Below are 19452 nucleotides of genomic sequence, written 5' to 3'. Positions count from 1 at the left end.
ACCGCCGCCTTCGGGCGGCGGTGTCTTTTCAGCGGTCGTCGTTGGACCAGCTGTGGCTGCCAGCACTGCACGGAGGAAGCTGCGATGCGGTGCTGCGTCGTCTGCAGCGAGACCTTCGCGCGCTAACACAACGAGCGGCTACCGAAACGTCGCGAGCAGTCGACAGGTCGGTACGGGCAACGCGCTCGGAATCGCAGTGTCCGAGTGGTACATGCCGATTCCGAGCAACGGCCGCGTCCGCCCGACGACTGCGCAGTCGTTATGTTCGCTGCGCTCAGTCCCCACCTACAGCCGCGTGACCTGGCATAAGCGGATCTGGCCCATTTCCAGACCGTGCGCCTCGGCGGCACGCCGGCGCAGCGCGCACACCAGACCGGCTGCATCCAGCTCCCCATCGTCCGGCACGTCCACGCTATACGCCAGCTGTCCCCACAGCACCGGCCGACCATCGCAATAGCCTTCGTAATCGGCGAAGTAATGCAGCTGGCGCCGCTCAGGTCCCGACGTGGACATCGCCTTGAATCTCCGTGCAGCCCAGATGTTCCAGCGCGATCTCCAGCCCCAACAGATAGCTCTGCGCGCAGTAGCCACGCACCGTGGCGATGCATTGCCCCAGACCATGCGGCAGGCAGCGTTCCGGACGGTCCACGCTGTCGTCGTGCGTTTCGACATAGGGGTAAGGCAGGTCGCTCAGCACGCGATGCAACCGCGCACTGTCCACGCAACTGCCCGGATCGATCAAGGCGATCTCCATCCGCGCCTGACCGGCCACGCGCAGCGCATCCAGCAGTTCCTGTTCCGAGCCACAGGCACGCAACGCCACCGTCTTGCCGGCGTCCCCGGCGCACGCCACCAATTGGCGAATGACGGCGCGCGGCAACGGCTGCGGCCCGCGCACCAGCGGCAACGCCGCCTCCGGCCCACGCATGATCATGATCGACATGGCGTGCTCCTCAGGCAGCAACGCGCAATGGCGCGTGCATCGACGGCAGACACCGCGCGGCAATGCCGAGCGACATCGCATACGCACGTGGCGCATCGTGCGGCGTGATCACCACCGCCAACGGCGCATGCTGCGCATGCAGCCACGGCTCCAGCTCCTGATCGGCATCGGTGTGCAGCTCGATATACGGCGTGGGCAATGCATCCACCGCAGCGCGCAAAGCCCGTGCGCAGCTCCGCTCGGACAGCGGCAGATCTCCCGAATCCAGCAACACCAACTCCACCTCGGCATCGCCACCGGCCGCATGCAACTCGGCAATCAGGCTATCCACATCGGCACACGCCAGCGTGCGCAACGCACGCCCGGCACACTCAGGCAACTGCATCGGCACCAACGGCGCCGCATTGGCCTGAGGACCTCGCAAAATCAGGATACACATCGTGTTCGGCTCAACGCACCACAGTGCGGGAGTGCCAAGGTAGGCCTGGGTGGCGTAAAGGCGCTATTGGCGCAATGCGAATCAGGCATAAATTTACTGTATCCGCAGAGCCAATTTACCGAACTCCTGGACCCAGACCCACCGCAACATGGAAACCCCGCTCTGATGGTCACCGGCACTTCAAGCGGCCAGGCCAGCAGCCATCGGATTAGAGAAAATTTCAACGGTTTACGGATCTGCCTGGGCCGTACCCGTCATCAGTTCCCGCGCGTTGCGCGGCGGATCCGAAGCTTCGTTCTCAGTACCGACCAATGTCGGATTCGATTTATTCAACAGCTGCTCTACGAAAACAAGTCGGTTATTGCTGATCGCTTGGTCGTGGCCGGGGTGACGCTAACCCTGTGGCCTCATATCCGGAAGTACGACTGAAACCTGAGTTGGGATACCTTCCGTCCTCAACGATAACCGATGCCCTACTGCCCATTCTTGGCCAAGTTCCGCCCGAACGACGTCCACGCCAATCTCCGTGTTTGAACCAGCGCAAGAAGTCAACCCGGTACTTGCGGCCGGAAACCAAACCCAACGGGCAAGACTCCAACATCAACGTGGGCGGGCAAGACTAGAGATGCTCCATCTCCAGCTCCAATGTCCCGTGATAAGGCACTTGATGCCAACGCTGGCCGAGTTCGATCACACGTTCGTACAGGTCGCGTCGGACGTCCACGTGCGACAAATCCGGAGCGGGCTTAGATCGTGACGCGCATGCTGACTGTAGACCTTCCTGGAACTGTTCTTCATCGAACGCGCCGCTCCACAGCTGTGCTTGTAGGCTTTCGACGAGCGCCTCGGCATGAATGGCCTGGTTAGCTGAGTTCGGGTCCTTGGCTTCGTGTGTCTGCTCCATGGCGAATGAAATGGCTGAGCCCTTGGCGACAATGCCCAGGAAGCCCTGGTCGTAGCGCAGAACCGACTCGACAACGTAATGAATCAAGTCGTGCGGCAGTACGCCTTGGCGTGGCATGCTCGTGCTGGTTTCCGAACCATCCCTTCGCAGGCAGAAGAGTTGGTCGTACTTGTCATTCTTAGTAAGCTTCTTGGCGATGATCTTCATGATTGTCCAACCTCTATTTCCTTTTCGAACTGATCGGTTCGCTGTTCGCGCAACTGACCCAATAGACGTCTCGCATCAATGCCATCCACCATCTCACGGATGGTCGAGAATCCCAGCTGCGCTGTCATCGCTGCAGATCCTGATCGATGCCTTCGGGGTGGTGATGGGTGAACCACGCGATCGTTTCCTCTATCGGGCCCGTATCATCCTCGGTAAGCTGACGATAACCGAATACTTCAAGAATATGCCGCGCTTCTGCTGTTTCCCGCTCGAAGGTGGGGTAGTTTCCGAACAGGCGCAATGCATCCATGATCGCTCCGTCCAGGCGATGTGCGGAAGAGACCTTGTACGACACAGTGTCGATGCGCAGTTTTTCGAAGATCGATTGTCTGGACGAGGTGCCGGATGAGACAACAGTTCTCAATTTCCGCCACGTGCTGAAGCGACATGATTTGGCGCGCAGGCTGCTGCATGGCAAGGAGGACACGGTGTGCAGTGACGGCGGCTACACTGGGCTGGACAAGCGCGAAGAGATGAAGTGGTAGCGCAAGTTGCGCTACCTGATCGCCGTGAAGCTGAAGCAGATCAAGAACAAGCGCGAATGGAAGTTGGCCACGCGATGGGAGCACACCAAGGCCAGCCTGCTCGTTCCGGACGATCGAGCGTCAGTTTGGTTACGTCAAGGTGCGCTATCGCGGCCTGGCCAAGAACACCGCGCAGGTGCTGACGTTGTTTGCGCTGTCGAGCCTTTGGGTGAAGCGAAAGCAGTTGATGCCTGCCGTGGAGGAGGTATGCCTGTAATGGGGCAAACACCCCGAAAATACGCCGGAAACGGCGGAAAACCCAAGGTCTGAGCGCGGTCAACGCCACCGATGTGGCTCGCAGCGTCGTCCAGCAACGTTGATCAGACTATCCCTAGGCAGAACGAGACGTCACTTCTCCCGCCGCCAGTTCACCGACCCCTTGGTCTCCACCGTGCTGGATTCGGCTTCAATATCGAACCCTCGGCTGAGCAGGTATTTCAGCGTCAGCACCGAGCCGCTGCCGACCATCGAGACGCCGTAACCGACGTAGAGCTTGGGCGAGAGGTATTTGCCGAAGCCCACCACCGAGCCGCCCAGGGTACTGGATTCGCTCACGCCGGCTTCGTCCAGGCCGAGCTTGGCGCCGATCTGCGAGGCGATCAGGCTGCTGCCGGCCGACAGTGCCGCCGAAGCGGCGCTGACCTGTTGGGTTTCGTCGCTGCTGGCGGTGGACAGGCCGCGGCCGAGCACCAGGTACGAGAGCGCTTCGGATTGCGACATCGCCGGCTCCGACCAGACATCGGCGCGTGGCGATTCGGCGCGGCCGCTGACGTCGATGCCGGCAGTGACGTCGCCGATCCTGCGTTCGGCGCGCAGGCTTACGCGCGGGTCGGACACGATGTTGTTGTTCCAGGTCAGCTGGCCGCGGCTGATGGTCAGATCCTGGCCATAGGCCTTGTAGCGGCCACGCACATCCAGCCCGCCGTTGGCGGTCATTTCGCGGCCCGGGCGGGCGCGGATCTGCATCTGCCCGCTCAACCCGCCCTTGAGGCCGAAGCCGGTCATGTTGACCTTGTCGCCGAGCACGATGGCCAGGTCCATATCCAAGGGCGAGGCCGGCGTCTGTTGCGGATCCACCGGGTCCAGTACCACCACGTCTTCGGACACCGAGGTGCCGCGGTCCAGGCGTTCCAGGTCGATGTCCGCTTCGGGCACGGTGACCTTGCCGCGCAGATGCATGGTGTTGTCGGTAATGCCGAACTGCATGTCCGGGTTGGCGATGATGCGCAACTCGCTGGTGTTGTAGGCCAGCACGTTATCGCCGCGGATAGTGAGCAGCAGCGGCGTGCTGGTACCGAACCACGACAATCCGCCATCGACGGTGAGCGTGCCGGGACCGGATTTGGCCGAGGCGGTGATCTTGGCCGAGCCATCCGGCAGCGCATCGAAGCGGCCCTTGCCTTCGCTCAGCGTCAAACCCATCGATGGGTATTCGGCAGTGAAATCGCTCAAGGTGGCATCGCCGCCGAGCAGCGGTTTGTCGCGGGTGCCGCGCAGGCTCACGTGGCCTTCGACCAGCCCCTTGGGCTGCACCACATCGGCAATCACCAGCTCCAGCCAGTACAGCCGCGACATATTGAGATACAGCTCGCCGTTGAGCGGCGCGTACGCATCCCAGCCGGTGTTGAACTTGGCATCGACAAAGCCCGCGCCCTGGAAGCCGATCCCGAGCTTGGCCTGAATCTGCTGCTGGGTGAAATCGGCCTGCATGCTGAACTGGTCGTAGCGCAGCAACTCGCCGCGATTGGGCTTGCCGGCCACTGCCGCATAACGGGTTTCGCCCAGACGAATGCCACCCTCGGGAGAGGCGATGCGCAGGCTGCCTTCCCAGGCATTGCCGCGCGGTTTGAAACTGCCGTCCAGCGACAGTTCGCCACGCAGGTAGATCTGCCGGCCTTCCTGCTTGGGCAGCCACGGCTGTACCAGCGACAGCGGCAGTGCATCGCCGTGCACCACCATGCCCTCGCGCGGCCAGTTGGCACTGGCGCAGAGCGCGCCACCGGTGGCCGCGCCCAGGCAGGTGTCGGACAGGGTGAAGGCCGCGCCGTCGGTGCTGAACTGCGCCGGCTGACGCAGTGCCCAGGCATCCCCCTTGGCCGGTACGATCCGCAGCGTGGCGACCTGACCCTGCCAGCGCTCGCCGTTGCGCCGCACATCGCCCTGCAGGGCAACGCTGGCCATGCTGTTGGCGATGTCGGCATCCAGCCGCAAGGCTTCCACCGCGCCACGCGCCTGCACGCGCACGCTGTCCAGCACCGCACCGGCTTCGATGCCGGTGCCTTGCAATATCAGTTGTCCATCGCTGCCGCGCCACGGCAGCCGGCCACGCAGGCTGAGGCTCTGGGCGCTATAGGTGTCCCAGCGCAGGCCAGTGCCGGCGATGTCGGCGGTGATGTCCGGCGCCTCGCGCTTGCCGCTGACCTGCAGTTGCCCACGCACCATGCCGGTGGCACCGGGCATGACATCGTCCAGCTGCAACGGCTGCAACTGCGCAGCGATATCCAGCTGGTCGCCCACCTTGCCCTTGGCGGTGATGCGGCTATTGCCCAGCGCCAGTTGCAGTTCGCCTTCGCCCTGTTCGCCACGCAACGCGAACTTGCCGTTTGCCGAGAGCGCGCGTTGGCGCAGCTGCCCGGTCAGGTTCGGAATCTCCGCAGTCGCCTCGAAACCCGGCGAGACCCCGCCCGCAGGTGCCGGCAATTGGCGGCCCTTGGAGGCGATCTTGCCGGACAGATTGCCGTTCCAGCCCGGCACGAAATAACCCGGGTCGAACTTGGCCAGTTGCGCGCTGACATCCCATTGCAGTTCCGGCGCCCAGCCCACTTCACCGCTAAGGTCCAGCGAGCCGCCCGGCGTTTTCGCCTTCACCTGCTTGAGCTGCGCACGTTGGTCGTTGCCGCGGCTGTCGAACACCAGTTCGGCCTGCTGCCCGTCGCGCTCGACGGTAGCGCGGCCGATCGCGGCCCACGCCCGCAAGGTGCCGGCCACGCCCAGGCGTGCGTCTTTCAACTCCACCGGCACCAATTGCGCGTCGGGCGTGGCTGGATCCGCAGCCGGCGTAAATCGCAGGCCGCTGGCGTTGACTGCAAAACGGAAACTCGGATTCTGGGTATCGCGCAGGTCGGCGCTGCCGCGCAATTGCGTGCGGCCGTCGAAAGTGTCGATCACCAACGGTTCGACGGTGAGCACCTGTTCGGCCAGACGCAGATGCGAGGGCTGCAACGTGGCGCTGAACTCGCCTTGCTTGATGCTGCCCTGCAGATCGGCGTTGCCGCCCTTGCCGGAGGCCTGCAGGTTCAGCGCGATCGGCGTGGCCGGCGTGGCCGGCGGATTGGGCTGCCCCTCTGCCGCCGGAATCAACAGCGACGTATCCAGCGCCTCGCTGACCGCCTTGAACGCCCAGGTCGGGTCGTCGCGGCCGGTGAATACCAGGCTGGCCTGTAGCGGCGCCGGCGCGCGGCCGGCGATGGCCACTTCCATCTTGTCCAGATCGCCGCGTGCCACCAACCCCAGGCTGGCCGGCGTCCGTCCGCGTGCGGCCGGCAGCACCGCAGTGGCGGTGAGATCGGCGCGATAGTCGTCGTTGGGCACGTAATCGCCGTGCAGGCGGACGTCGCCCATGTCGGTATCGATGACCAGATCGCGTGTGCGTAGCTCGCCAGTGGCGACATCGAGCCCGCCCTGCACCTTGTGCAACACGATCATCGGTTGCTGCAGCTGGGTGATGCGCAGGTTCTGCACATCGATCTTTTCGGCCTGGATCGCCAGCGGCACGTTGATCTGCGGCAGCGATTCGGGCCAGCTGGGCAGGGTGAATGGTTCGTCGCTCTTGCCCAGATTCAAGGTGGCATTGCTGACCTGCACCGCGTTCAGCTGCAGCTTGCGGCCCAGTAGCGGGCGCAACTCCGGCTCCAGATACACACGCTCGGCGGTGAAATGGATGTCCTGATACGTGAAGTCGACATTGCGCAAGGTCAGCGGGCCGGCCACCGGGCCTTCGACCTTGCCGTAGGTGAAGCTGGCACCGATCGGCAAGCGCGCGACGACCTGCGCCAGCAACACATCGCGCCCAGCCACGGTCTGCAACAGCCAATAGAGTGCGATCAAGGCCAGCAGCACCAGCCCGAGCACGGTCAGGCCCGAGCCCACCCAGAAGCGGCGGCGGCGATAGAAGCGCGCGCGGCGCGGTGCAGGGGCTGGCTTAGGCGTGCTCACAGGTTGGCCCCGATATCGATATAGAGCTGAAACTGGGAGTCGGGGTCGTTCAAGCCATGCGCGATATCAACGCGTACCGGCCCCACCGGCGAGCGCCAACGCAGGCCGAAGCCGATACCGGTATGCCAGTCCGGCCGGTCATCGAACGCGCTACCGCTGTCGACGAACACGGCTCCGCCCCATGGGCCACCGTTGAGGTAATGCTCGTGTTCGGCACTGGCGGTCACCACATTCTTGGCACCCAGCGCGAATTCGTCTGGCTTGGGCGTGCGCGGGCCAACCTCGCGAAACGCATAACCGCGAATGCTGTTTGCGCCACCGGCGAAGAAGCGCAGGCTCGGCGGCATCGCCACCAGATCGCTGGTCCAGGTGGTGCCGCCTTCGCCGCGCAAGATCAACCGGCTGTTGTCGCCGGCGCCCAGAAACCAGCGTAGCTGGCCATAGACCTGGCCGAAGTTGGTATCCGAGCCGGCGCCTTCGGCACCGCCGCGAATGAACGCCTGCCCGGATACGCCGCTGCGCGGAAACAGGCGGTCGTCGACATTGACGTAATTGACCTGCAACTGCGGATAGACCAGCGTGGAGGTCTCGTAGACCGCATCGGTGAAATCGCTGCCGCTGGCGAACCGCCAGCGCTCGCGCAAGGCGTTGATCGAGGCGATGGCGCTCCAGCGCTCGTTGATCTGGCCGCTGCGGCTGCCGGTGAGTTTGACGTTACGCAGATCGATGTACTCGGTCTGTTCGTCGTACAGCCGCGCCGAGGCGGTGTACCAGCCATCCAGCCAGCGGAACGCCGGCACGCGGTAGCTGGTGGTCAGGCTCTTGCGTTTCTGCGCATAGTCCAGCTGCGTGTCCATCTTGTGGCCACGCGAATTCACGTAACGCCGCTCCACGCCACCGCGGACACCGGCGCCGCTCTCGCTGCCATAGCTCAGACCGGCGGTGTACACCGTGCGCTTGGCGCGGGTGAGTTTGACGTCCACCGGCACACGGCCCTGGTCGTCCGCCTCTTCGGGCTTGGGCTGGATATCGATGGTGCTGAAGTAATCGAGCTTGGTCAGCGACTCGCGCAGCCGGTCCAGCTTGCCTTCGTGGTAGTAGCTGCCCTCGTCCCAGTACACCAGCGGCTCGAACAGGCCATCGCGGAAGTAGTCGTAGTCGAAGCGCACCTTGCCCATGTCGTAGCGGCGGCCGCTGTCCCAGTTCAGATCGATATCGGCCGCATGCTCGGCACGCGTGATCGCGACGCGGCGCTGGGTGAAGTCGGCATCGAAGTAGCCACGCTCGGCCAGACGTCGCGTGATGCGCACCTTGCTGGCTTCGTAGTGCGGATGACTGAAGACCTGGCCTTCGCGCGGCTCGAACTGTTGGAGATCCTGCCCCAGATAGCGGTCCTGCTCGGCCCAGCCGGTGATCGAAATATGCGAGGTGCGCACCCGCACCGGCTCACCACGCTCCACCGTGATCACCACGGTCACCTTGTCTCCTGCGCGCGGTGCAGCCAACGTAATCGTCGGCGAGTAATACCCAAACGGCTCCAGCGCCTCGCGCGTCTGCCGCTCGGCTTGCGCCAGCAGGTACTCCAGTCGCGACTCGCCCTGCTCCTTGCCCACGGCCTCATAGAGAGACAGGGAAACCTGGATGTTCTCGATCATCTCCGCGTCGTCGCCGCGGTCCAATCCCTTGATTTCGATCTTGTCGATGGTTGCCCGAGCAACCGCTTGCAGCGGAACGAACAGGGTGCACAGCAAGGAAAGAGCAAACGCGACTTTAAGCATCTGCAAAGGATACCCAGCCTCGGCGTGCAAGGGACAAAAATTGTAAGCAAACACGACTATACGACGGGCGACGGAAGTGGTTACAGTGGCGTGTTGTTAACGTTTCGTTGACAGTGTTTGCGAGCGCCCCGATCTCCATTGCCGCTCGCCCCGTTTACACCTTCAGAGAGGTTCGTTTCATGAAGCGTCGTTTGCTGGTTACCGCCGTATGCGCCGCCCTGACGATGCCATCGCTTGCGATGGCACAGGATCAGGGCGGAGTGACCCAGTTGGACAAGGTCACCGTGACAGGGTCATTGATTCCCCGCTCCCAGATCGAAACCGCAACCCCGGTGTTTTCGATCACGTCCCAGGACATCCAGCGCCGCGGCTTCAAGGACGTCTATGACGTGTTGCGCTCGCAGCCGATGGCGACCGGCTCGGTCCAGGATGGTCAGTTCAGCAATGGATTTACTGCGGGCGCCAAGTCGCTGAGCCTGCTCGGCCTGGATCCTGGTTTCACCCTGGTACTGATCGATGGCCGGCCGATGGCCGACTACCCGCTGCTCTACAACGGCCAGAGCAACTTCGTCGATCTGGCCAGCGTGCCGGTGGGCATGGTCGAGCGCATCGACGTGGCACCCGGTAACCAGTCTTCGATCTACGGCTCCAGCGCCATCGCCGGGGTGGTCAACATCATCCTGAAAAAGCGCATGGACGGCGTACAGATGAATTACCGCATGGGCACCTACGACGGCGGTGGCGGCAACAACCAGCGCTTTCAGCTCACCGGCGGCAACGAGATCGGCGGTGCCGACATCGTGTGGGGCCTGCAACTCGACAATCAGGATCCGATCTACGGCTATCAGCGCCGCGATTTCGATTCCACCAGCGACAATCCGGACCCGACGCTGCGTTACGGCTCGCGCATCGCGCTGCATAACCTTTCCGGCCCTCCGGCGACCTATGTCGATCCAGGCGCGGACAACTGCGCTGCGTTGGGCGCGCTGTTCAATGGCTCGGTGCAATACGACAACCGCCCCAACCGCGGCAACTTCTGCAGCAGCCGCACCGAGCCGGGCTACGCCAGCATCCTCAACAAGGAGCGCAGCGCCAGCGGCTATGCCAACCTGAATTATGCATTCAACGACAATGCCGAACTGTATTCGACCCTGTTGCTCAACCGCACCAAGGTCGAGGTCAACAGCGGATCACGATTCTGGCAGAGCTCAGTCGATACGGGCGGCCTGTTCTACAACCAGGACAGCAAGCAACTGGAAGGGTATCAGCGCGTCTTTGCACCGGAAGAAACCGGCAATCTGAATTTCAACAATAATCGACAGACCGCCGATTCCTACAACATCGCAGTTGGCCTGAAGGGTGGCCTGGGGGCCAGCAACTGGACCTACGATACCTATTACGCGCGCTCGGAGTACCGCATCGAAAGCCGCCAGCAATGGCCGCTGACCGACCGCATCGAAGACTTCTTCCGCGAACAGTTTCTCGGCGCACCGCAAGGCGAGTATTACGGCTATCCGGTCTATTCGCCCAACGATGCCAACTTCTATCGCGCATTGACGCCGGCGCAGTACCGCAGCTTCAACGATGAAATCCGCACCAAGTCCAGAACCTGGACCCAGAACGTCAACCTGCAACTGACCAACACCGAGTTGTTCAACATGCCGGCCGGTGCGGTCGGCATTGCCGGCGTGTTGCAGGCCGGCAATCAGTACTGGACCAACCCGACCGACCCGCGTGTGATCGCCGGCGACTTCTACCAGCTGACCGGCACCCAGGGCAGCGGCAAGCGCGAGAACTGGGCGGCGGCCTTCGAAATGCGGGTGCCGATCCTGAGCACCCTCACGGCCAACCTGTCCGGGCGCTACGACGACTACAAGAACCAGGGCGGCGGTGGCGATTCCAAGTTCACCTACAAGGCCGCACTGGAGTTCCGCCCGACCGATTCGCTGCTGTTCCGCGGCAACTACGCCACTGCGTTCAAGGCACCGGACATGGCGTTCTCGTTCGCTGGCGACAGCGGGTTCTTCCAGAGCGTCAATGACTACTACCGCTGTGCGGTTGAAGAACCCGGCGTACCGATTACCGACTGCACCTATGCCGGCAGCGGCATCCAGGGCCGTCGGGCCGGCAATCCGGAGCTGAAGTCGATCACGGCCAAGTCCTGGGGCGCTGGCGCGGTGTGGTCGCCGAGCACACGCTTCAGCGTCAATGCCGACTACTACAACATCAAGATCGACCAGAAGGTCAGCGATCTCAGCACCGACAACTTGCTGCAGACCGAATCGGCGTGCCGCCTGGGTAGCCTGGACATCAGCTCGCCCACCTGCGTGGATGCGCTGTCGCGGATCGATCGCACGGCGGCCGATGCACCGGTGCCCAATCGCCTGAGCAGCATTCGCATCAATCCGGTCAACATTTCCAATGAGGAAATCTCCGGCGTACTCACCAAGGCGGCCTACAATCTGGCCACCGAATCCTGGGGCCTGTTCGTGTTCGACGCCCAGTACAACCTGACCCTCAAGCACAAAAGCCAGCAATTCCCACAAGACCCGGTACGCGATCTGCTCAATGAACCCTTCTTCTCGTCCGAGTTCCGCAGCATCACCAATGCATCGGTAACCTGGCAGAAGGATGCGTGGACGACCACCTTGTTCGGCCAGCGCTACGGCCGCACACCGAACCTTCTTGCGCAGCAGAGTACCGATGGCTATGCGGTGGAAGGTGCACGCAAGGTCGGCGCGTGGACCACGTTCAATGCAACGCTGGACTACGCGGTCAGCGACGACATCTCGCTGACCGCGACGGTCAACAATGTCGCCAATACCCGCCCACCGCGTGATCGCACTTACAACGCCTACCCGTACTACAACATCTTCAACTACACCGGCTATGGCCGTTCCTACATGCTGGAATTGAACTGGCGCTTCGGCGCGCACTAACTTCCTGCACAAGCGTGATCCAGCGGCAGCCATCCGGCTGCCGCTGGCGTTTTTGGGCTTGTAACGCCTCTGCGGCGTGGTTGCTCGCCGTGCATGCCGCAGCGCTCATGACGTTGCGCGGGAGGGCTCGGCTAAGCCATCTGCTGCACCCGAGCCCAAAGGCATCGGTGAGCATCGGACAAAGAGATTGAAAAGCGCTCGCAGCGCATCTGGTGCGCCGCCGCAAATCGGCTGACTGCGTTACAGCGAGCCCACGTCGATCAGGCCGGCCTCTGACAACGCCTGCCGCAACGGTTCCAGCTGGGAAGCATAGCGCCGCCATTCGTCCACATTGCGACTGTGCACGCCCTCGCGCACCTGCACGCTGCTCAGCGTTGCCGACGCTGCCGCATTGCGCGTGATGTCGATCTGCCCAGGCTCGATGTCCAAGCCGCAACGAGCCATCAACTGCTGCAATACCGTGGATGGGTCACGCACCATCTGCGCGTAGTCCACATCGATTACCCGGCCCGGCAAGGCCGCGCGCCATTGCGCCATCAACCCGTGATACGCCTGGTAGTGACGCGCCAGCGTGTGCAGGTCGTAGCTGTAGGCATACGAATCGCCGAACAGCGCGCGGTAATTGGAAAAGCACACCGCCATCGGTTCGCGCACCAGATGCACGATCAACGCATTGGGAAGCGCGCGTGCGATCGCACCGATCGCTACCGCGTTGGCCGGCAATTTATCGATATACCAGTGCGCCGCGCCGGCGCGCCATTGCGTCTGCTCCAGATAGCGCTGGCCGATTCGCGCGTAATCCAGCGTGGGAAACGCCCGCAACAGGTCTGCATCGAGCAAGCTGCGACCGGCCTGGTCCGCCCCCCAGCGCAATTGATGGCCGAAGTCGTTCAACTCGCCCGCCGAGACGATCTGCGAATGATTGCCCAGCATCCGCTCCAGCACCGTGGTGCCCGAGCGCGGCAGGCCAAGCACGAAGATTGGCTGCGCGCCTTGCACGGTGCCGGTGGGCGGCGCGGCGAACACACCTTGCGCAGCCAACGCACCCAGTTGCGCGTACAGCGCTGCTTCGGCGTCCGCATCGTGGCGCAGACGTGCATGCATCACCGCATTGCCATGCTGCAGCGCGTCCCAGGCGGCATCGGTGTCGCCGAGATCTTCCAGCTCCTTGTACAACGCAAACGCCAGCCCGGCGCGATCTTCGCTCTCGGGTTTGGAGAGCTGCAACTGCTGGCGTAATTGCGCGACATGGTTGTTGCTGGCGGTCTGACGGCGCAGCCGCGCACGCGTCAAGGCTGCGCGGCCGTAGCCGGGCATGTCTGCCAGCGCATGCTCCAACGCCTGCGCGGCGTCATCCAGGCGACCGTTGAACTGCAATTGCACCGCAAGAAAAAAACGGAAGTCCGGGCCATCGAATCCACCCGCCTGCGCGCGCCGCATCATCGCCAAGGCGTCGACGTGTTCGCCCAGGGATTGGTGCACGTGGGCGAGCAAGGCCAAGGTCGCGCCGTCGCGGCACTGCATCACCGAGGGATGGCGCAGCAGCGCGTGCAGTGCGCGATGCTCGCCCACGCGCAACAAGGCCTGCGCCACACGGCAACGCATCGCCACGTCGTCGCCAACATCGCGTGCGGCCAGCTGCAGTTGCGCTACCGCATCACGCATGCGGCCGTTGGCCAACACGGTGCCGGCCAGCAATACGCGCGCAGACACATGCGTCGGTTCGACATCCAGCAGCGCCTGCAATGCAGACGCCGCCACGCCCAGGTCGCGACGTGCCAACGCGGCCTGGGCGGTCTGCCAGTGCAGCGCCCCGGCGGTCGCTGCCATCAGCTGGACAGATGCTCAATGGCCGCGACGCTGCCCAGGCGGTCGCCGAGCTTCTTCAGCAGGGCCAGGCGGTTGGCACGCAGCTGCGGGTCGTCGGCATTGACCATCACGCCGTCGAAGAACGCATCGACCTGCGGGCGCAGGCGGGCCAGGCGTGCGAGCACGGCGACGTAATCGTGGCGTTGCAAGGCATCGCCGGTGTCGCCGATGGCCGCTTCCACCGCTTCTGCCAGCGCTTCTTCGGCCGGTTCGCGCAGCAGCGTGGTGTCGATATCGCCGGGGATTTCGCTCTCGACCTTGCGCAGGATATTGCGGATGCGCTTGTTGGCTGCGGCCAAGGCTTCGGTCTCGGGCAAGGTGGCGAAGATGCCGATGGCTTCGATGCGGCGGTCGAAGTCGTAGAGGGAGCCGTGGGTCGCGCCCAGGTGCGCTGCTACGCCGTGCGGTGCAGTAGCGCCTTCGGGCCCGACGGAGAACAAGGCTGCGACGGCGTTGAAGTGCGTTGCCGGTACGCCCTTGTCGGCGTAGTAGCCGCGTAGGCGGTCGAGGATGAAGTCGAAGATTTCATCGTCTTGGCTAGTCTGCGCCAACGCACTTTTTGCATCTTTTTCGACAGGTTGCGGCACCGTGGCACCAGCTTCTCTGGCCTTTGCTAGCGCAGCTTCTGTCTTGAGTAAGTCACGGGCGCTTGCGTGCAGATTGATCTGATTTCTGGCCTCGGCAAGCAATTTCTTGAGGTCAAAGTCGAACCCCGACTCAATCACTGTTCGCGCCAACCCCAACGCATTACGCCGCAACGCAAACGGATCCTTGTTACCGGTGGGCTTCAACCCTGCGGCAAATCCACCGGCCAGGGTGTCCAGACGTTCGGCAATCGCCAGCACCTTGCCCAACGGCGACAACGCAATGTCATCGCCGGCAAAACGCGGTTGGTAGGCCTCATCGATCGCCAACGAGATTTCACTGGGCTCGCCAGCGGCCTTGGCGTAATGGCGCCCGGCAATGCCCTGCAATTCCGGGAATTCGTTGACCATGCGCGATTGCAGATCGTTCTTGGCCAGTTCCACGGCACGACATGCCTGCACCGGGTCGGCACCCACTTGCGGGGCAATTATCTCGGCCAGCGCCGCCACGCGCGCCACCTTGTCGGCCACGCTGCCCAGCTTGGCCTGATACGTGACGCTGGCGAGGCCTTCGCCCATCGCTTCCAACCCCTGCTTGAGGTCTTCGTCGAAGAAGAACTTGGCGTCGGCAAAGCGCGGGCGGATCACGCGCTCGTAGCCCTTGGCCACTTCGGCCACGTCCCGGGAAACGATATTGGCAATGCCGATGAACTGTTCGGTCAACTTGCCGCCATCGTCCAGCACCGGGAAGAATTTCTGGTTGACCTCCATGGTTTCGATCAACGCCTCCTGCGGCACCGCCAGGAACTCGCGTTCGAAACTGCACAGCACCGCCGACGGCCATTCCACCAGATTGACCACCTGCTCCAGGTTGTCGTCGCTGATGCGCGCGCTGCCGCCGGCCTGCTTGGCGGCCGCTTCGACCTCTTCGACGATGCGCGCGCGACGTGCATCGGCATCCGCCAGCACATGCGCGGCGCGCAGCGCATCGATGTACTCGCCCGGCGCTGCCAACGACACCTCGCCCTCATGCATGAAGCGATGGCCGCGGCTGACGCGGCCGCCACGCACGCCCAGCAATTCGGCCGGAATCACCTCGTTGCCGAACAGCAGCACCAGCCACTGCACCGGTCGCGCGAACGCATATTCGTGCGCGCCCCAGCGCATCGGCTTGGGGATCGGCATGGCGGCGATGGCCTCGCGCAGGATCTCCGGCAGCAGCGCGGCGGTACGCGCACCCGGCGTCACCGCACGGTGCACGAAACGCTCGCCCTTGGCATCGCTGGTGCGCTCCAGCGCGGTCCACTCGATGCCGGCCTTGGCGGCAAAGCCGGCCAGTGCCTTGGTCGGTTGGCCTGCGGCGTCGAGCGCGATGTTGAGATACGGCCCCAACACTTCCGAGCGCTGCTCCGGCTGCTCGGTGGCCACGCCCGGCAACAGCACCGCCAGACGGCGCGGGGTGGACAGCGGCTTGGCATCGCCGCGGGTGACCGCAACGCCGCGCTTTTCCAGACCGCTCAGCACGCCATCGAAAAAGGCCTGCGCCAGACCCGGCAGCGCCTTGACCGGCAGCTCTTCGGTGCCCAGTTCGATCAGCAGGGGAAGTTGTTCGCTCATATGACATGGACCTTTACGTGTTCCCTTCTCCCGTCGGGAGAAGGTGCCCCGAAGGGGCGGATGAGGGTACGGGCGAAGCTGTGTGGAGTTGGGTGCATGAGGGCTGCGCCCCGTACCCTCACCCCAACCCCCCTCCCGGCGGGAGAGGGGCTTTTGGTCCTTCTCCCTGCGGGAGAGGGTGCCCCGAAGGGGCGGATGAGGGTACGGGCGAAGCCTGGTGGAGTTTGGGTGCATGAGGGCTGCGCCTCGTACCCTCACCCCACCCCCTCTCCCGCAGGAGAGGGGCTCTGGTTACTTTTTCACCCCAGGAAACCCCAGCTTCTCGCGCTGCGCGTAATACGCCTGCGCCACGCCCTGGGCCAGCGCGCGCACGCGCAGGATGTAGCGCTGGCGCTCGGTCACGCTGATCGCGCGGCGCGCATCCAGCAGGTTGAAGGCGTGGCTGGCCTTGGTCACCTGCTCATACGCCGGCAGCGGCAGGCCGACCTCGACCAGCTGCTTGGCCTCGGCCTCGCAGGCGTCGAAACGATGGAACAGCTCGGCCACATTCGCGTGTTCGAAGTTGTAGGTGCTCTGCTCCACCTCGTTCTGGTGGTACACATCCCCGTACGTCACTGCGGCGCCGTCCGGGCCGTAGGTCCACACCAGTTCGTAGACGTTGTCGCAGCTCTGCAGGTACATGCACAGCCGTTCCAGGCCGTAGGTGATCTCGCCGAGCACCGGCTTGCACTCCAGGCCGCCAGCCTGCTGGAAGTAGGTGAACTGGGTGACTTCCATGCCGTTGAGCCAGACTTCCCAGCCCAGGCCCCAGGCGCCGAGCGTGGGCGATTCCCAGTTGTCTTCGACGAAACGCAGGTCGTGCACCAGCGGATCGATGCCCAGCGCCTTGAGCGAGCCCAGGTACAGGTCCTGGATGTTGTCCGGGTTGGGCTTCATCGCCACCTGGTACTGGTAATAACGCTGCAGGCGATTGGGGTTTTCGCCGTAGCGGCCATCGGTGGGGCGACGCGAGGGCTGCACATAGGCCGCATTCCACGGCTCCGGGCCCAGCGCGCGCAGGAACGTGGCCGGGTGGAACGTGCCCGCACCCACTTCCAGGTCCAGCGGCTGGATCAGCACACAGCCTTGCTCGGCCCAGTACTGGTTGAGGGTCTGGATCAAGCCCTGGAACGTGATTGGAACGCGGCGGGAATCGGACATGCAGCAAGGGCCGTGCGGAAGGGGTGCGCTAGTATACCGGCCCACCCGCAGCGCTTTGCCGCGGGCGATTGCCGCAGGGGACCACACGCATGGAACAGCGGCGCAACGCCGACCCGGACAGCGCAGCGACGATCCTGCCGCGCGGCCGGTTGATGTTCGACCCGGTGGCCGCCGCCCTGCTGGCCGACGGCATGGTGGTGCCGCACGAACACGAGCGCGTGCAGTTTTCCGCCACCGGCGTGCGTAATGTCAGCGAAGTGCACCCGCTGGTGCTGCTGGCCAATCTGAAATTGCACGCGGCGCAGCCGCCGGCCGGCGAACTGGGCCTGGAACGGCTCACCGAATGGCTGGCCACCCGCACCGGGCTGCGCTATCTGCGCATCGATCCCACCCGCATCGATGTCGCCGCCGTTACCGGCGTGGTCTCGCACGCCTATGCGCGCCGCCATCGCATCCTGCCGTTGGCGCTGGATGCCGAGCGCGTGCTGATCGCCACCAGCGAGCCGCTGGCGCTGGACTGGCTGGCCGACGTGCAGCACTTAAGCCGGCGCCGCATCGAGCTGGCGCTGATCAACCCGCTGGACCTGCATCGCTACACGATGGAGTTCTTCGGCGTCACCCAGTCGGTGCGCGGTGCGCGCAGCGATGCGCGCAGCACCGAATCCAACGTCGGCCTGCCCAGCTTCGAACAGTTGGTGGAACTGGGCCGCGCCGGCGACGTCAACGCCGACGATCACCACATCGTGCATATCGTCGACTGGCTGTTGCAGTACGCCTACGAGCAGCGCGCCAGCGACATCCACCTGGAGCCGCGCCGCGAGGCCGGGCGCATGCGCTTTCGCATCGATGGCGTGCTGCACAAGGTGCTGGAAGTGCCGCCGTCGGTGATGACCGCCGTGGTCAGCCGCATCAAGGTGCTCGGCCGCATGGACCTGGCCGAACGCCGCCGCCCGCAGGACGGCCGCATCAAGACCCGCTCGCCGGGCGGGCGCGAGGTGGAAATGCGTTTGTCGACGATGCCCACCGCGTTCGGCGAGAAGTGCGTGATGCGTATCTTCGACCCGGATTCGGCGTTCAAGAGCATCGAGCAGCTCGGTTTCAGCCCCGAAGAGGCCGCCGGCTGGAGCGCGCTGGTGGAGCGCCCGCACGGCATCGTGCTGGTCACCGGCCCCACCGGCTCGGGCAAGACCACCACGCTGTATTCCACGCTCAAGCGCCTGGCCACGCCGGACGTGAACGTGTGCAGCGTGGAAGACCCGATCGAAATGATCGCGCCGGAATTCAACCAGATGCAGGTCCAGCAGAACATCGACCTGGATTTTGCCAGCGGCGTGCGCACGCTGCTGCGGCAGGACCCGGACATCATCATGATCGGCGAAATCCGCGACCTGGAAACCGCACAGATGGCGGTGCAGGCCTCGCTCACCGGGCATCTGGTGTTGTCGACGCTGCACACCAACGATGCGGCGTCGGCGATCACGCGTCTGCTGGATCTGGGCGTGCCGCATTACCTGGTGGCGTCCACGCTCAACGGCGTGCTGGCGCAGCGGCTGGTGCGCACCCTGTGCGTGCACTGCAAGCGCCCGCATACGCTCAGCGACGACGACTGGGCGGCGATCCGCGAGCCGGGCGAAGCGCTGCCGGAGGCGCTCAACGTGCACGCACCGGTCGGTTGCCTGGAGTGCCGCCGCACCGGCTACCTGGGCCGGGTGGGCCTGTACGAGCTGCTGCCGGTCACCCCGCGCCTGCGCACCCTGATCCGCCCCGACACGGAACTTGCCAGCTTCAGCCACGCCGCCCGCGGCGAAGGCCTGCGCACGCTGCGCCGCACCGGGCTGGAGAAGGTCGCCGCCGGGCTGACCACCATCGAAGAAGTGCTGTCGGTGTTGCCGCCTCGGGAATAAACGCGTCCTCCGTCCTGATGCGTAGGCCGCTTGCGCGTTTTTCGCAGCCGGCACGCACGTGCATGGCCCGTGGGCGAATCCTCGACGCCGCGAGGCATCGAGGGCCGGGAGGGATTGGTTAGAAAATTCTCTGCTGACAGCGCGACCGATCCCTGCCGATCGCTCGTTTTCGCTCAGGCACAGGTTGTCGGTGGGTATGCACGCAGCAACGCATCCGGTTTCCACGCCGTTCTCGTACGCCACCCGGTCGATCGCCATGACGGCGATCG

At 64.2% G+C, this 19452-nt stretch carries 15 protein-coding genes, 1 other RNA gene and 1 pseudogene; 5 read left to right on the top strand and 12 right to left on the bottom strand.

Features of this window, described 5'->3' with window-relative positions; all coding sequences use genetic code 11:
• Positions 1–136: 136 nt before the first annotated feature.
• The 4 genes from XBLMG947_RS04990 to XBLMG947_RS04975 form a co-directional block, all read right to left on the bottom strand.
• A non-coding RNA gene (locus tag XBLMG947_RS04990) (sX9 sRNA) lies at positions 137–213 on the bottom strand.
• A 72-nt stretch (positions 214–285) separates the two neighbouring features.
• A complete protein-coding gene (locus XBLMG947_RS04985) occupies positions 286–513 on the bottom strand; it encodes a hypothetical protein (protein ID WP_065466670.1) in 228 nt (75 codons plus the stop codon).
• Complete coding sequence (locus XBLMG947_RS04980) at positions 494–943, bottom strand: 3-dehydroquinate dehydratase (RefSeq protein WP_065466669.1); 450 nt, start codon at positions 941–943, stop codon at positions 494–496. The genes XBLMG947_RS04985 and XBLMG947_RS04980 overlap by 20 nt, the downstream gene beginning before the upstream one ends.
• A 10-nt stretch (positions 944–953) precedes the next feature.
• Positions 954–1382, bottom strand: a complete 429-nt coding sequence (locus XBLMG947_RS04975; RefSeq protein ID WP_065466668.1) for a hypothetical protein — start codon at positions 1380–1382, stop codon at positions 954–956.
• A gap of 165 nt (positions 1383–1547) precedes the next feature.
• On the opposite strand from XBLMG947_RS04975, the gene XBLMG947_RS22465 reads away from it, so the two are divergent.
• Entirely contained in the window at positions 1548–1811 is a 264-nt protein-coding gene (locus XBLMG947_RS22465) for a hypothetical protein (protein ID WP_139074356.1), read from the top strand.
• Between the two features lie 190 nt (positions 1812–2001).
• Here XBLMG947_RS22465 and XBLMG947_RS23485 read toward each other — a convergent pair whose 3' ends face one another.
• Genes XBLMG947_RS23485 through XBLMG947_RS04965 form a run of 3 tightly spaced genes read right to left on the bottom strand, consistent with a single transcriptional unit; the run spans position 2002 to position 2803 of the window.
• Positions 2002–2493 carry a hypothetical protein gene (locus tag XBLMG947_RS23485; protein WP_065466667.1) on the bottom strand — a complete coding sequence of 164 codons (492 nt, stop codon included), beginning with the start codon at positions 2491–2493 and terminating at the stop codon, positions 2002–2004.
• Positions 2490–2621: a hypothetical protein gene (locus XBLMG947_RS23915; RefSeq protein WP_258077728.1), complete on the bottom strand. Its 132-nt coding sequence runs from the start codon at positions 2619–2621 to the stop codon at positions 2490–2492. Before XBLMG947_RS23915 ends, XBLMG947_RS23485 begins: the two co-directional genes overlap by 4 nt.
• The gene (locus XBLMG947_RS04965; RefSeq protein ID WP_065466666.1) at positions 2618–2803 is read right to left on the bottom strand and encodes a hypothetical protein; all 186 of its coding nucleotides are present in this window, start codon (positions 2801–2803) and stop codon (positions 2618–2620) included. Before XBLMG947_RS04965 ends, XBLMG947_RS23915 begins: the two co-directional genes overlap by 4 nt.
• Here XBLMG947_RS04965 and XBLMG947_RS24100 point away from each other — a divergent pair.
• Both XBLMG947_RS24100 and XBLMG947_RS24095 read left to right on the top strand, forming a co-directional pair.
• Positions 2802–3038 (top strand): transposase, encoded by a 237-nt coding sequence (locus tag XBLMG947_RS24100; RefSeq protein WP_065466665.1) that lies wholly within the window; start codon positions 2802–2804, stop codon positions 3036–3038. The two genes, XBLMG947_RS04965 and XBLMG947_RS24100, sit on opposite strands and share 2 nt — an antisense overlap.
• A 103-nt stretch (positions 3039–3141) precedes the next feature.
• A pseudogene (locus XBLMG947_RS24095) lies at positions 3142–3294 on the top strand (IS5/IS1182 family transposase); the annotation flags it as partial.
• A gap of 131 nt (positions 3295–3425) precedes the next feature.
• Here XBLMG947_RS24095 and XBLMG947_RS04955 read toward each other — a convergent pair.
• Positions 3426–7292, bottom strand: coding sequence for a translocation/assembly module TamB domain-containing protein (locus XBLMG947_RS04955; protein WP_065466664.1), 3867 nt, complete (start codon positions 7290–7292; stop codon positions 3426–3428).
• Complete coding sequence (locus XBLMG947_RS04950; protein ID WP_065466663.1) at positions 7289–9070, bottom strand: autotransporter assembly complex protein TamA; 1782 nt, start codon at positions 9068–9070, stop codon at positions 7289–7291. Before XBLMG947_RS04950 ends, XBLMG947_RS04955 begins: the two co-directional genes overlap by 4 nt.
• Positions 9071–9309: 239 nt before the next feature.
• On the opposite strand from XBLMG947_RS04950, the gene XBLMG947_RS04945 reads away from it, so the two are divergent.
• Positions 9310–12009, top strand: a complete 2700-nt coding sequence (locus XBLMG947_RS04945; protein ID WP_181093129.1) for a TonB-dependent receptor domain-containing protein — start codon at positions 9310–9312, stop codon at positions 12007–12009.
• Between the two features lie 240 nt (positions 12010–12249).
• Here the strand turns inward: XBLMG947_RS04945 and XBLMG947_RS04940 are convergent, their stop codons facing one another.
• The 3 genes from XBLMG947_RS04940 to glyQ all read right to left on the bottom strand — a co-directional run bounded on the left by XBLMG947_RS04940 (position 12250) and on the right by glyQ (position 17279).
• A complete protein-coding gene (locus tag XBLMG947_RS04940; RefSeq protein ID WP_065466661.1) occupies positions 12250–13839 on the bottom strand; it encodes a tetratricopeptide repeat-containing sulfotransferase family protein in 1590 nt (529 codons plus the stop codon).
• Positions 13839–16079: a glycine--tRNA ligase subunit beta gene (gene glyS / locus XBLMG947_RS04935; RefSeq protein ID WP_065466660.1), complete on the bottom strand. Its 2241-nt coding sequence runs from the start codon at positions 16077–16079 to the stop codon at positions 13839–13841. Before glyS ends, XBLMG947_RS04940 begins: the two co-directional genes overlap by 1 nt.
• Positions 16080–16370: 291 nt before the next feature.
• Positions 16371–17279: a glycine--tRNA ligase subunit alpha gene (gene glyQ, locus XBLMG947_RS04930; RefSeq protein WP_065466659.1), complete on the bottom strand. Its 909-nt coding sequence runs from the start codon at positions 17277–17279 to the stop codon at positions 16371–16373.
• Positions 17280–17368: 89 nt separating this feature from the next.
• Between glyQ and XBLMG947_RS04925 the strand changes: the two genes are divergently transcribed.
• Positions 17369–19183, top strand: a complete 1815-nt coding sequence (locus XBLMG947_RS04925) for a GspE/PulE family protein (protein WP_065466658.1) — start codon at positions 17369–17371, stop codon at positions 19181–19183.
• The last annotated feature ends 269 nt before the right edge of the window (positions 19184–19452 follow it).

The sequence above is a fragment of the Xanthomonas bromi genome, from assembly GCF_900092025.1.
Classification (GTDB): Bacteria; Pseudomonadota; Gammaproteobacteria; order Xanthomonadales; family Xanthomonadaceae; genus Xanthomonas; species Xanthomonas bromi.
The sequence above is the reverse complement of the archived record's forward strand: the minus strand, read 5'-3'. Positions and strand labels throughout refer to the sequence as shown.

Bases quoted from the DNA above. Each gene is read 5' to 3' on its own strand.
- XBLMG947_RS04985 (WP_065466670.1), bottom strand. From the start codon at position 513: ATGTCCACGTCGGGACCTGAGCGGCGCCAGCTGCATTACTTCGCCGAT.
- XBLMG947_RS04950 (WP_065466663.1), bottom strand. From the start codon at position 9,070: ATGCTTAAAGTCGCGTTTGCTCTTTCCTTGCTGTGCACCCTGTTCGTT.
- XBLMG947_RS22465 (WP_139074356.1), top strand. From the start codon at position 1,548: ATGGTCACCGGCACTTCAAGCGGCCAGGCCAGCAGCCATCGGATTAGA.
- XBLMG947_RS24100 (WP_065466665.1), top strand. From the start codon at position 2,802: ATGATCGCTCCGTCCAGGCGATGTGCGGAAGAGACCTTGTACGACACA.
- XBLMG947_RS04925 (WP_065466658.1), top strand. From the start codon at position 17,369: ATGGAACAGCGGCGCAACGCCGACCCGGACAGCGCAGCGACGATCCTG.
- XBLMG947_RS04945 (WP_181093129.1), top strand. From the start codon at position 9,310: ATGGCACAGGATCAGGGCGGAGTGACCCAGTTGGACAAGGTCACCGTG.
- XBLMG947_RS23485 (WP_065466667.1), bottom strand. From the start codon at position 2,493: ATGAAGATCATCGCCAAGAAGCTTACTAAGAATGACAAGTACGACCAA.
- XBLMG947_RS04980 (WP_065466669.1), bottom strand. From the start codon at position 943: ATGTCGATCATGATCATGCGTGGGCCGGAGGCGGCGTTGCCGCTGGTG.
- XBLMG947_RS23915 (WP_258077728.1), bottom strand. From the start codon at position 2,621: ATGACAGCGCAGCTGGGATTCTCGACCATCCGTGAGATGGTGGATGGC.
- glyQ (WP_065466659.1), bottom strand. From the start codon at position 17,279: ATGTCCGATTCCCGCCGCGTTCCAATCACGTTCCAGGGCTTGATCCAG.
- XBLMG947_RS04940 (WP_065466661.1), bottom strand. From the start codon at position 13,839: ATGGCAGCGACCGCCGGGGCGCTGCACTGGCAGACCGCCCAGGCCGCG.
- glyS (WP_065466660.1), bottom strand. From the start codon at position 16,079: ATGAGCGAACAACTTCCCCTGCTGATCGAACTGGGCACCGAAGAGCTG.
- XBLMG947_RS04975 (WP_065466668.1), bottom strand. From the start codon at position 1,382: ATGTGTATCCTGATTTTGCGAGGTCCTCAGGCCAATGCGGCGCCGTTG.
- XBLMG947_RS04965 (WP_065466666.1), bottom strand. From the start codon at position 2,803: ATGGATGCATTGCGCCTGTTCGGAAACTACCCCACCTTCGAGCGGGAA.